Source organism: Paraburkholderia sp. BL18I3N2, from assembly GCF_003001875.1.
Taxonomy (GTDB): Bacteria; Pseudomonadota; Gammaproteobacteria; order Burkholderiales; family Burkholderiaceae; genus Paraburkholderia; species Paraburkholderia phytofirmans.
In genome coordinates, this window is record NZ_PVNC01000003.1 from 103,152 (window position 1) to 115,092 (window position 11,941).

An 11,941-nucleotide genomic window follows, 5' to 3' on the forward strand; every position below is an offset into this window, starting at 1 on the left:
AGCAGCCTGTTACCGCGGGCGGGCAACGGCGATGCGTTAGCGGAAATAACGCGCGGGTGTGTCGCCGAACGCGTCCCGGAACACCGCAATGAACGACGACACGTCGCTGTAGCCCACTTCGAGCGCCACCTGTGTGACGCTCGCACCGCCGCCAAGGTGTTCCAATGCGACCAGCAGGCGAAGTTGCTGGCGCCACTGCCCGAAGGTTTGCCCCGTTTCCTTGACGAACAGGCGCGCCGCCGTGCGGGCCGTTACGCCGGCCGCCGCAGCCAGGTCTTCGAGTACCGCGGCGTCGGCCGGATTGGCGCTCAGCGCGTCGGCGATCCGCTGAGCGCGCGGATCGCGCGGCCAGTTCAACCCTAGCGGCGCAGTGCGCAGACCCGGCAGCCGGTCCAGCAACACTTGCACAAGACGCGCGGCCGGTTCGTCGAACGGTTGGTCGTGCGGCAGATCGGCCGCGGCGATCAGCAACGCCGCCACCAGCGGGTCCGGCACGACGGCGCCGCTGTGCGGCGCAAGCGGCGCGGCGTCCGGCGCGACATGGAGCGAATGAAATTCGACGGGACTGGCGGCGGACAAGCGGTGCAGCAGACCCGCGGGCATCCAGACCGCGTGCCCCGGCGGCACCACCCAGCGCTCGGTTTCGGTGCGCACGATCAGCACCCCGGCGCTCACGTGGATCAGCCGCGCGCGACGATAGGCGCCCAACGGTTCGTCCAGCGTCTCGTACCGCTCCCCGGTCACGAACACCGGTTGTTCGACGCCGTCTGGATTAAAAGTCTCCATCATGGAGTCCGTTTTGCCCGGTTCTTGCCGGAAAGGCAGCAAGATTAGCATAGCCGGTCGAGACGCTCGCCGAACGTCGCTGGTGCCGGATTGCGGCGCACGGCGCTGTGCCGCACGAGCAATTCGCTCCGGCTTGCCAGTAGAATTGCGGCTCCAACGGTCCGAGCCCAATGAACTACGCATCCATCCTCGAACAGATCCGCGGCGATCTGCAGCCTTATCTGGGCACCGGCAAGGTGGCCGATTACATTCCCGAACTCGCCACCGTGCCCGCCGACAGTTTCGGCATGGCGATCGTCACGGCGTCGGGTGAAGTCTTCCGCACCGGCGAAGCCGACACGCGCTTTTCCATTCAGAGCATTTCCAAGCTGTTCGCCTGCACGCTCGCGTTCCAGTTGCTCGGCGACGCGCTGTGGGAACGCGTCGGCCGGGAGCCGTCGGGCACCGCGTTCAATTCGCTCGTTCAGCTTGAAAGCGAGCGCGGCAAGCCGCGCAATCCGTTCATCAACGCCGGCGCGCTGGTCGTGACCGATGTGCTGTGCCGCCGCTTCGTGCAGGCCGAGACGGCGCTGGTCGAATTCATGCGACGGCTGACGGGCGAAACGAGCATCGACTACGATTCGCGCGTCGCTCAGTCGGAGCTGCAGCATGCCCACCGCAACCGCGCGATGGCGCATTTCATGGCGAGCTTCGGCAACATGGAGATGCCGCCGGAAGTGGTGGTCGATGCTTACTGCCGTCAGTGCGCGATCTCGATGAGTTGCGTCGAGCTGGCAAAGGCGGCGCTCTTCCTGACCAATCACGGCGTGGCGCCGGCCACCGGCGAACGGATTCTCGACACGAGTTCGGCCAAACGCCTTTCCGCGCTGATGCTGACCTGCGGCACCTACGACGCGGCGGGCGACTTCGTCTACCGGGTCGGCTTGCCGGCGAAAAGCGGCGTGGGCGGCGGGATCGTCGCCGTGCTGCCGGGCGAGATGGCGGCGTGCGTGTGGTCGCCGGCGCTGGATAGCAATGGCAACTCGGCCGCGGGGGTGCTGGCGCTGGAGTGGTTGACGACATATACGGGGCAGTCGATTTTTTGAGTGCGATGGCTGGGTGAGCACGCGGCGCTCACCCGCCCTTGCGCCCCCGGCACGCTTCTTCAGCACAGTCTCGTAAGCAGTCGCCCCAGCCACCCGCTCGTTCACCCCATCCTCGAACTCGATCCACCCCGAGTTGAATCCGTCGATGGTCCCAATACGCGGTGCCGGCCGCGCCGTACCTTGCGCCAGAAACGGCGCCTTCCACTGATCGCGCGGCACCGCGTGCGCCTTCACCGGGCGGTCCAGCACACCGGAATTACAAGCATGCTCGTCGCTTCTCGACTACCGCGCATGCCGCGCGGAGAAGCAATTTCGGCGGTCCGAATCAATTTCAATGTTTTCACGCCCGCGAAAATCTCGCAAGCCATGACCTTTCGGCAGATCGAACCGCAACGCCGTCGAGCGCCAGGCGTTCATTGTTTCGCTAGCGCCTCAAGAAAATTGCGTGCGGCCATGACGCGCCGAGCCGCCGCCATCCATATCAACATCCTACGATCCGTTTAGGTCCGTCTTTGCGGGGCGAACCGGCAGTCGCGGCAAAATCAGCCGGATGTCGTACCTTGTCCTGGTTTCCGCCAAGCTACCAGCCTTGCGTTTTCTTCAACGACCTCTCAAATTGCCTGCCGCCCGCGCAGAACCCGCAGGAGCCAGGGCATCCTGCACAATCATTGCCAGTTCATGAGAAGCCACAGCGCGAACATCGCGACGCCAGACACCCGGTTCGTTCATGGCCACCTCGTTCGTTCCGCTGTGCCCTTCAGCGTCGGGTGCCGCCCGAGACAGCGCGGCAATACATCGATGCGAATGACGGCGACCGATGGCTCGGGACGCTCGCAAATTACGACTTCTGCGATACCCGAATCCGAGGTGTTCTAAGTGCCTCAATGCCAGTAGATCATCGGCCCTTGAAGACCGGCGGGCGCTTCTCTACTGATGCCCGCGTCGCTTCACGCGCATCCTCGGTGTACATGAGCTTCGTGCTGTACCCCTGCTCGTGCTCGTACGCGGCCTCGAGCGGCATCGATTCGATGTCGTTAAGCGCTTGCTTTGCGTAACGTAATCCAAGCGGGCTTTTGGCGGCGATCTTCGCCGCGAGTTTGAGCGCCGTGGGCATCAAGTTTTCGGGCTCGACCACTTCATCGATCAGTCCCAGCCGGAATGCTTCCTGCGCTCCGATCGGTTCGCCCGTGAAATACATTCGACGCAGCGCGCCCTGCGGAATAAGGCGGCCGTGATGAGCCGCACCACCGCAGCGGCCGACATTGATCTCAGGCGTGCCAAAACGTGCATTGTCCGCAGCGATGCGAATGTCGCACACCGTGGCCAGTACGGAACCGGCACCAAGCGCCGGACCGTTGACAGCAGCGATGACGGGAATCGGGCAACGGTAGACGGCAGAGAATGTCCTGCGCACGATGGCCGCGCGTTCGGGATCCTGCTCGGGCGTTGCGCTCAAAAATTCGTTCAGGTCCAGGCCTGCGCAAAACGCGCGATTGCCCGCACCCGTGAAGATGGCGCAATGGACATCGAGCTCCTTGCCAAGGCTTTCAAACACATCGGCAATCTCGGCATACAGCGCAAGGGTCAGCGCGTTGACCGGAGCCCGGTCAATGGTAACGATCGCGACGCCGTCGCGCTTTTCAAGAATCAATGACATGGGTTGCCTTTCGGAAAGTGACTAGCGCAATCAAGCGTCAAACCGGTAAATGCGTGCGGGGTTATCGACAAGGATGGTCCTACGCAACGAGGCGTCATCCACCCAATCATGGAATGTATCCAGCAAGTTGCCCACGTCCGGCGCAGAATCGCCCATTCGGACGTACGGCCAATCCGAACTCCATACGAGCTGTTTCGCGTTCGCTTCGACCATCAGATCGTGGAATGGACGCAGATCCTCATAGTGCGGGGCTCGCTTCGACACGCGACACAGCGCCAGCTTTACGCCGATGCGTCCCTCGCGCAGTAATGCGAGGATGTTCTGGAAGTCGTGATGGCTGGCCCCGAGCGATGGATCGAAGCATGCCATGTGTTCGAAGACCACAGACAATCCTGCCCGCTGGAGCTTCTCGGTGATGGCGGGAACGTCAGCGCTTCGCGCCCAAACCTGAGCGTGCCAATCGAGTGCCTTCATGCGGCTCGCAAGCGAGAGCGCAACCTCCAGCCCGACACTGCCAGCGAACGGCTTGCCCGTCTGCGGACTCGGCATCTCATTGAAGCGCAGTGCGCATACGCCATTGCTATTGAGGTGCTGCAACTCATCGTCGGTCGCATCTTGCTGTGCGACTGCGACGCCACGAATCCTTCCGGCACCCGCCTTGAGCGCCGCCACGAGCGCCTCATTGTTGGTGCCGTATGGCGCCGGCTGAACGAGCACGCCACGTTTGGCGCCAATCGTGTCCAACATGGTGAAATAGCTGGTTGAAGGCGCGAGCGGCGGCGGGTAGTTAGACGGTGTCGCAAACGGAAAGTCCTGGTACGGACCGAAAACATGCGAATGCGCATCGCAGGCGTCCTCGGGGAGCGGCACACTCGGTGCACTCGGCATTCGCGGGGGCACAACCTCCACCGGGCGCAGGGGATCCGTAAAAACGCTCATGGCTTCATTCCCCACCGCCAGGTTCGGTGCGGCGCATCGAGTCGCGCTCGGCGAATCGCGCATGCCACGCTGCGAGCATCGGATGGCCGTCGCGCCATTGCACATCGGGCAGGCGGAAGTCGTAGTAGGAAAGTACGCAAGCTATGGCGATATCACCGATCTGGATCGCGTCGAGCCGTAATTGAGGCGCAAATTTCTCCAACGCATCGAGCGACGCCGTCGACTTAACTTTGAAAGCTGCGAGCCATTCCGGGCGCTGTTGAGACTGCGGCTTGTTGCGCTCCTGTCGCCAGAGCAGCAACATGTCGAGCAAGCCGTCAGCAAAAGCCTGTTGTTGCAGCGCGACGAAGCGCTCGCGGCCCTCGCCTGGAAAGAGCTTCGCACCATCGTGCAACGTGTCGAGGTATTCGCAGATGACCGATGAATCGAACAGGGCGAATCCATCGTCGAGTACGAGCGTAGGCAACTTGCTCAATGGATTGTCGGGCAAAAGATCGAGATTGGGCTTGTCCATTGCCACTGGAGAACGCACGCATTCGAACTTGTCGACGATACCCGCCTCGTACGCGCACACCATCACCTTGCGGACGAACGGCGAGCGCGGCGACCAATGCAGCTTCATGTGCTTATCCTTGAGGAACGTTGAAGAACACACGAAACCCGGCCAGATCATTGATCCGCGATGCAATCTGCTTTTCGTGTTAGGTCAATTATATGGTCTTTTGACCTAAAAGCATCGAAAAACTGATGGGTGAAAACACTGATACGGGAATGGCGAGCGCCGCCCTTGGCGGCACCCCTTACACGACTTAGAGTGCGACTTTGATATCCAGGCGAATGACATCGCCCCGATACACACCGTTGCCTACGAAAACGATGGTTCCATCGGCAGTGGTTGCGGTGCGATAGGCATGCGCAACCGGTGCGTTGAGCGGGATTTCCAGCATTCGCGAAAGCTCCATGTCGGCGGTGCCAATTGTAATTGTCTGGCGAATTTCCTGAAGCTTGAGATCCGGCATGTCGCGCAGGATGCGCATGGTCGTGTACTGCTTGAATGCGGACTTCGGGATCCGGCGGTTCAGGCGTTCGTCAATATACGCATCGCCGAGATAATAGGGCTGGCCTTCGCGTGAATGGCGTCGGCGCCAGTGGTGATAGGAAGGGGCGAGCTTCCCGCCGGTGTGCAGGATGTTGGTGGGCATAACGCCCTTTTCGGACTTCAGCAATTCGATGCTGGCCCCCTCCGCGGCGAGCAGCAGGCCGGACAAATCGGTGGGCACCTCGCACCAGAGCTGGCTTTGTGGCTTCTGAGTGACGAAGGTACCTTTGGCGCGAAAGCGTTCGATGAGCTTGTCTTCCTCGAGGATGTCAAGCGCCTGCCGGACGGTGGCGCGAGCGACGGCGCATTCTTCGGCCAGTTCATCGACTGTCGGAATCTGCGTGCCGACACCCCATTGACCCGACTCGATGCGCCTTCTGAAGAGCGTCGCAAGCTGGATATAGCGGGCTACTCCGCTCAGGCTGAAATCAATGGCTGGTTCCTTCAGGGCCGCCTCTATGCTCATTCCAACTCCGGATGGATGTGAAGTGGCTCTTCCAGCGCGGCTGCCGAGAGCAGCCCGCATGCCGGGAGCCCTCGTAGTTTAATCCAAAAAGCCACTAGTCTAGCCTACTGACTTTTTGTGGCTGCCCGACCGGGGGAACACAGATTCGTCCCCGTTTCCGGCTTCCGCATCGGATGGCGGACATGACAAGGAACTACGCGCAAGAGTTGGCAGCGCCTCGCCTGATTCATTCGTATGAGGCAGGGGCGCGAGCGGCGGCGACACGTCGTCGGGCAACGGGATCTGGTGGACGTTGAGCGTCATCGATACGAGCGTGTAGTAACCAATCACCGCCCCAAGCTCAACTACACCGACGTTGCCCCATCGATGCATGACGCGCTGGTAGACCTCCTCATCGACATTGCCGGTCTGTTGCAGTTGTCGCGCGAATTCGTAAATATCAGCTTCTTCTGCGTCATCAAATGCGGGCTGCGCGCCCGTCCTGATCGCGTCCAGCACGGCTTGACTCAGACCAGCCCGCAGGCCCGCCTCGGCGTGAATATGCCATTCGAGCTGACTGTTCCAGCGCCGTGCCGTGACAACGATTGCCAGTTCCGTCAGCCGCGCCGGCAAGGTCGTTCCATAGCGCAGGATTTCGCCAAACCGCTGCCAGCGGTCGGCCAGGTCGGGGCGATGCAACGCAGCGCGCAAAGGACCGACGACAGTTCCGCGTGGTCCGTCGACGACGGCCCGATAGACGCGCTCCTGTTCGGCGGTCATCGATTCGGGAGAAAAAAGGGGAATGCGTGCCACGTTCAGTCCTTGCAAGTTGATGTCATTTGACCTGCATCGCCCGCTTCACGCGCGCGTGATGCCGAGCTCACGCAGCACCTGGTCCGTATGCTGCCCGAGCGTCGGGGGTGCGCGGTCGAAGCTCAACGGTGCATTGCGCAGCCGAATCGGACTCACCACTTGAGGTACTGTGCCCGAGACCGGATGAGGAAGATGGCGCAGCATCTCGCGGTGTTTGACCTGAGCGTCTTCGAAAACCATTGGAATGGTGTTGATCGGCCCACACGGTACCGTCGCGGCATCAAGTTTGGCGAGCCAGACCGCGAGGTCGTCTTCGAGCAGCGCTTCGCGAATAATCGCGAGCAGCGTGGGAAGGTTACGCACGCGTTGCGCATTGGTCGCAAAGCGCTCGTCATCAGCAAGTCCGGAACGCGCGATGACGTCGCAAAATTTGCGGAACTGGCCGTCGTTACCGACCGCGAGGACCAGATAGCCGTCTCGGCACTTGAACACGTCCTGCGGCTGGATATTCGGATGCTTATTGCCGTTGCGAGCCGGCGTCTTACCCGAGACAAGATAGTTCATCGCCTGATTGGCGAGAAACGCGACCTGAACGTCGAGCATCGCCACATCGATGTACTCGCCTTCGCCCGTATGGTTGCGCCTCGCGAGCGCGGCGAGAATGCCGACCGTTGCGTACATGCCGGTCATGATGTCGACGATCGGCACACCAACCTTTTGCGGGCCGCCACCCGGTTCGTCGTCACGCTCCCCCGTCACGCTCATCAGCCCGCCCATCGCCTGAATCATAAAGTCGTAGGCGGCGTTTTCCGACTTCGGGCCATCCTGACCAAAACCCGTGATCGAGCAAAAGATCAGATCCGGCTTGACTGCCTTCAAGTCGTCATAGGCAAGGCCATAACGCTTCAGGGCGCCGGCCTTGAAGTTCTCAAGCACAACGTCGCACTGCGCCGCCAACGCACGTACGGTCTCCTGCCCCTCAGAGGTCGCCAGGTCAACTGCGACCGAGCGTTTGCCCCGATTCACGGACAGAAAATAGCCTGACTCCTTCGACGGCGTACCATCGCCTGCTTTCAGGAACGGCGGCCCCCAACTGCGGGTGTCGTCGCCTACTTCGGGGCGTTCCACCTTGATGACGTCGGCGCCGAGGTCCGCAAGGATCTGGCCACTCCAGGGGCCGGCCATGATGCGGCTGAGGTCGAGCACTCTGATGTGAGAGAGGGGTCCACTCATGATCTTTTCCCATTCCGATCGATAGTTCGCGTGACGACTCGTTGTCGTTTCAACGTACGTCACAATCCATGCGTCGTATTCTGTCTGTTCCTGGACCCCGGCGCTGCCGGCAAAAACCCTATAGGTCATGTTATTGACTTTTACATATCCAAAGTCTTTAATTCGGCTACCGAGTGCGCTTGCTCGCATCGAGCCTGTTCAAAGACGGAGACAGCAGTGACCATTCAGACATCCACCTCGCCGACTGGCAACCTATCCGCTGGCATTACGACGGAAAACGCCGTCTATAAGAAGCTGCTCTGGCGCTTAATGCCGCTTCTTATGCTGCTTTACATCGTTGCTTTTATCGATCGCTCTAATGTCGGCTTCGCGAAGCTGAGCTTCCTGCGCGACTTGGGGCTCTCTGAGACAGTGTTCGGAATCGGGGCCGGCATCTTTTACGCCGGATACATGCTCTTCGAAATTCCGAGCAACATGCTGCTAGCGAAAATCGGCGCCCGAAAGACATTTCTTAGGATCATGGTTCTCTGGGCAGTGTGTTCGGCCGGGCTGGCCGCCATGAACAGTCAGAACGGCTATTACCTTTGGCGCTTTCTGCTCGGCGCTTCTGAGGCAGGACTCTTCCCCGGCATCCTGCTCTACCTCACCTACTGGGTGCCGGTCTCCCACCGGGCACGCTTTACCGCCCTCTTCATGGCCTCCATTCCTATTGCAGGTGTGATCGGTGGCCCACTGTCGGGGATCATTATGCACACGATGGATGGTGTTGCAGGGCTGCACAGCTGGCGCTGGCTTTTTCTGATTGAAGGCATGCCCCCATTGCTCTTGATCTTCGTCGTAGTACGGCGGCTGCATGATACGCCGGCTAGTGCGCCATGGCTCTCGTCGGACGAGGTCGCCATCATTGAACGTGACTTGCGTGCCGACCGCGAGGCGACCAGCGTCACCGCCCACAATTCCTTTGGAAAGGTGCTGCTCTCGCCTCGTTTTTATCTGTTGACAGGAATGGGCGTCGCGCTTCTCGCCGGCGCGTCGAACGTTTTCTTCTGGTTGCCTACAATCATCAACCGAACTGGTATTACCGATATGTGGACGATCGGCGTATTGTCGTCGCTCCCCTTCGTCGCTGGATTCGTCTGTCAGTACCTCGTGGCTCGACGCTCCGACGCGCGCAAGGAGCGCCGCTGGCACGCCGCGCTTTCTGCTCTGGTCGCAGCGGCGGGCTGGGCCGCTCTGCCGCTAGTGTCGGCAAATCCAGCGCTGTCGGTCGTCGCATTGATCGTGACCGCAGCCGGCACGTTTTCCGCGATGGGACCGTTTTGGTCCATGCCCAGCCTCTATTTAAGCAAAGAAGCCGCCGCCGGTGGGATTGCGTTGATCAGCACGCTTGCGGGACTTGGCAGCCTCGTCAGCCCTGGCATCATCGGCTGGCTTAACCAGACCACACACACGCTTGCCGCGGGCCAGTTTTACCTTGCTGCCCTGATGCTGATTGGCGCCGTGACTGTCGTCGCGGTGGGTCGTCACGACAAGCCGATCAAGACGAAAAACGTCTGAGCAGCACCGAAGAGCCGAGGATCGATACCTTGGCATTGCTCGACAACACCACTACGTAACTGTCAACGAGAGCCACCGTTTCTCGGCCTCTCTGATGGCGAAGCCTTGCCCACGCCTTTATAAAACCGAACCCTGGAGACTGTTAATGAAAAAGCCTTCCTACTCGCTTTGCACGATGGCAGCGCTCGGCGCCTTCGCCACCGCCGCGTATGGTCAAAGCAGCGTTACGCTCTACGGCATTGTTGATGCCGGCTTCAACTATCAGTCGAACGCCAATGGCGGACGTCTGTTTGCCATGGTGAGCGGCGTTAATCAGGGAAGCCGGTTCGGACTTTTCGGGAGCGAGGATCTCGGCGGGGGGCTTAAAGCGATCTTCCGGCTGGAGAATGGTTTCGACGTAACGAACGGGCGACTCGGCCAAGGGGGCCTGATGTTCGGCCGGCAAGCCTATGTCGGACTATCCAGCACGTACGGCACCGTTACATTCGGCCGACAGTACGACGCGCTTACCGACTTCGTGGGTCAATACTCAGTGAGCAATCAGTGGGGCGGCTACGTTTCGGCTCATCCGGGTGACCTCGACAATTTCAACTACAGCTTCCGAAGCAATAACGCGGTGAAGTTCAAAAGCGCTGACTATGCTGGCTTTTCATTCGGTGGCACGTACAGCCTCGGAGGCGTAGCGGGTGACGTGACGCGAAATCAGATCTGGTCATTGGGCGCTGGTTACACGCGCGGCCCGCTCTCCCTCGGTGTCGCCTATCTCAATGCCCGGAACCCCAACACAAGCTTGTTTGGAGGCAACTCCGCGACGGCTGCAACGGCGACCGCGGCCAATGCAACATCACCCGTTTATCGCGGTTTCCTCTCCGCGCATTCTTATCAGGACATCGGTGCCGGCGCGTCATATACATACGGCGCATCCACTTTCGGCGCAACGTATTCAAATATCAGTTTCCGTGGCATGGGCGATACGACCTCTGGGCCAAACCCGAGCCGATATGCGAGAAATGCGACATTTAACAACGCCGAGGTGAACTTCAGCTATCAGATCACGCCTGCGTGGATGGCGGGCGTTGCTTACGACTACACCGAGGGTAGCTCGAACAACGTCAATGACGGGGCGACTTATCACCAAGCCGAGGCCAGCACGCACTACTTCTTGTCCAAGAGAACGGACGTTTATTTAACGGCCGTCTATCAGCATGCCTCAGGTGTCGATTCTACGAACCATAAGGCGGTTGCGGCCATCAACGTTCTGACGCCATCATCATCGGACAGCGTCACCATGGTACGTATCGGCCTGCGTCACAAGTTCTGACGACGGCGTGGAGGCGCCCAGATACCGCACGGTCCGGTATGCAACATGCGGTCCGGCATCGTAAGTCAGGCTTAAGCGGTTTTCGAGCGGAAGCTTTAAGCGACAAATACCCGAAACAAAGGAGAAGACCGTGGCGATCTCATACGATCAGTTGAAAGCAGTGACGGCGCAGATGTATGACCGCTCGCTCAGACGGGTCCCGGAAGATGCCAGGCGCGCTCTCAGCGCAGCCCACACACGAGAACGCAGCGAAGTTGCCAAAAATACGCTGACCATCATGATCAAAAGCGCCGAAGCTGCAGAATCGCGCAACCACTTCGTATGCTCGGATGCGGGCTTTCCCGCCTACCTGGTGCGAATCGGATCAAAGGTGACCTTCGAGGGAAGTGTCAAAAAAGCAATTCGTGATGGGTTCAAAGAACTGACCAACACAATTAACCCTCCGCTACTGCAGCACATAACGAATCCCCTCACTCTCGAGCGCAGTTACGAGGGTAAGGATATGCCGATTATCACGTTCGACGTCATTGACGATGCCGACTACATTGACATCACCTGCTCTCCTAAAGCGTTAGGATCCGGGCGATGGGCGGCTCTCGAGATCTTTACATTCCCATCCTTGGAGACCATCGAGAAATTCATTCTGGACACGGTCATTCGAGCTGGCTCACAGGCTTGTCCACCTGTTGTTGTAGGCGTGGGAATTGGCGGGAGTTTTGACTATGCCGCCAAGATGGCCAAGGAAGCTACGCTTCGCCGGATGGAGGAAGAAAATCCTGAGCCGATTCTGGCCGCTATGGAAGAACGCTTGTTAAAGGCGATCAACTCTATGGGTTTTGGTCCTATGGGGACCGGTGGGGATACCACCGCCATGGCGGTCCACATCAATTACGCCGCAGGACATGGATTCACCCCTGTAGCCGTGTGCTTCAACTGCTGGATCGATCGTCGTACGCGAGTGCGTATCAGCAACGAAGGCGAAGTCACGACGATTGAATAGGACTAT

Annotated in this window: 11 protein-coding genes; 4 read left to right on the plus strand and 7 right to left on the minus strand. The window is 59.9% G+C overall.

Annotated features, from left to right (window positions below):
• Positions 1 to 36 precede the first annotated feature (36 nt).
• Complete coding sequence (locus B0G75_RS10035) at positions 37 to 789, minus strand: helix-turn-helix domain-containing protein (protein WP_106305555.1); 753 nt, start codon at positions 787 to 789, stop codon at positions 37 to 39.
• A gap of 167 nt (positions 790 to 956) precedes the next feature.
• Between B0G75_RS10035 and B0G75_RS10040 the strand changes: the two genes are divergently transcribed.
• Entirely contained in the window at positions 957 to 1,871 is a 915-nt protein-coding gene (locus B0G75_RS10040) for a glutaminase (protein WP_106304002.1), read from the plus strand.
• An 895-nt stretch (positions 1,872 to 2,766) separates the two neighbouring features.
• Here the strand turns inward: B0G75_RS10040 and B0G75_RS10050 are convergent.
• The 6 genes from B0G75_RS10050 to B0G75_RS10075 all read right to left on the minus strand — a co-directional run bounded on the left by B0G75_RS10050 (position 2,767) and on the right by B0G75_RS10075 (position 8,057).
• Positions 2,767 to 3,528 carry an enoyl-CoA hydratase-related protein gene (locus B0G75_RS10050; RefSeq protein ID WP_106304005.1) on the minus strand — a complete coding sequence of 254 codons (762 nt, stop codon included), beginning with the start codon at positions 3,526 to 3,528 and terminating at the stop codon, positions 2,767 to 2,769.
• A gap of 30 nt (positions 3,529 to 3,558) precedes the next feature.
• On the minus strand, positions 3,559 to 4,467 hold the full coding sequence (locus B0G75_RS10055) for an amidohydrolase (RefSeq protein ID WP_106304007.1): 909 nt from the start codon (positions 4,465 to 4,467) through the stop codon (positions 3,559 to 3,561).
• A gap of 4 nt (positions 4,468 to 4,471) precedes the next feature.
• On the minus strand, positions 4,472 to 5,089 hold the full coding sequence (locus B0G75_RS10060; protein ID WP_106305558.1) for a glutathione S-transferase N-terminal domain-containing protein: 618 nt from the start codon (positions 5,087 to 5,089) through the stop codon (positions 4,472 to 4,474).
• A gap of 187 nt (positions 5,090 to 5,276) precedes the next feature.
• Positions 5,277 to 6,032, minus strand: a complete 756-nt coding sequence (locus tag B0G75_RS10065) for a GntR family transcriptional regulator (protein WP_106304010.1) — start codon at positions 6,030 to 6,032, stop codon at positions 5,277 to 5,279.
• A 99-nt stretch (positions 6,033 to 6,131) separates the two neighbouring features.
• Positions 6,132 to 6,824, minus strand: coding sequence for a carboxymuconolactone decarboxylase family protein (locus tag B0G75_RS10070; protein WP_106305561.1), 693 nt, complete (start codon positions 6,822 to 6,824; stop codon positions 6,132 to 6,134).
• A gap of 45 nt (positions 6,825 to 6,869) precedes the next feature.
• The gene (locus B0G75_RS10075; protein ID WP_106305564.1) at positions 6,870 to 8,057 is read right to left on the minus strand and encodes a CaiB/BaiF CoA-transferase family protein; all 1,188 of its coding nucleotides are present in this window, start codon (positions 8,055 to 8,057) and stop codon (positions 6,870 to 6,872) included.
• 216 nt (positions 8,058 to 8,273) lie between these two features.
• Between B0G75_RS10075 and B0G75_RS10080 the strand changes: the two genes are divergently transcribed.
• From B0G75_RS10080 to B0G75_RS10090, 3 genes are all read left to right on the plus strand, one after another.
• Positions 8,274 to 9,614, plus strand: coding sequence for an MFS transporter (locus B0G75_RS10080; protein ID WP_106304012.1), 1,341 nt, complete (start codon positions 8,274 to 8,276; stop codon positions 9,612 to 9,614).
• Positions 9,615 to 9,759: 145 nt separating this feature from the next.
• Positions 9,760 to 10,935, plus strand: a complete 1,176-nt coding sequence (locus B0G75_RS10085; protein ID WP_106304015.1) for a porin — start codon at positions 9,760 to 9,762, stop codon at positions 10,933 to 10,935.
• Positions 10,936 to 11,065: 130 nt separating this feature from the next.
• Positions 11,066 to 11,935: a fumarate hydratase gene (locus B0G75_RS10090; protein WP_106304018.1), complete on the plus strand. Its 870-nt coding sequence runs from the start codon at positions 11,066 to 11,068 to the stop codon at positions 11,933 to 11,935.
• Positions 11,936 to 11,941: the final 6 nt, after the last annotated feature.

What these genes read in the sequence shown, in the direction of transcription:
- B0G75_RS10065 (WP_106304010.1), bottom strand. Translation starts at nt 6,032, where the DNA reads ATGAGCATAGAGGCGGCCCTGAAGGAACCAGCCATTGATTTCAGCCTG.
- B0G75_RS10085 (WP_106304015.1), top strand. Translation starts at nt 9,760, where the DNA reads ATGAAAAAGCCTTCCTACTCGCTTTGCACGATGGCAGCGCTCGGCGCC.
- B0G75_RS10040 (WP_106304002.1), top strand. Translation starts at nt 957, where the DNA reads ATGAACTACGCATCCATCCTCGAACAGATCCGCGGCGATCTGCAGCCT.
- B0G75_RS10075 (WP_106305564.1), bottom strand. Translation starts at nt 8,057, where the DNA reads ATGAGTGGACCCCTCTCTCACATCAGAGTGCTCGACCTCAGCCGCATC.
- B0G75_RS10035 (WP_106305555.1), bottom strand. Translation starts at nt 789, where the DNA reads ATGATGGAGACTTTTAATCCAGACGGCGTCGAACAACCGGTGTTCGTG.
- B0G75_RS10050 (WP_106304005.1), bottom strand. Translation starts at nt 3,528, where the DNA reads ATGTCATTGATTCTTGAAAAGCGCGACGGCGTCGCGATCGTTACCATT.
- B0G75_RS10060 (WP_106305558.1), bottom strand. Translation starts at nt 5,089, where the DNA reads ATGAAGCTGCATTGGTCGCCGCGCTCGCCGTTCGTCCGCAAGGTGATG.
- B0G75_RS10055 (WP_106304007.1), bottom strand. Translation starts at nt 4,467, where the DNA reads ATGAGCGTTTTTACGGATCCCCTGCGCCCGGTGGAGGTTGTGCCCCCG.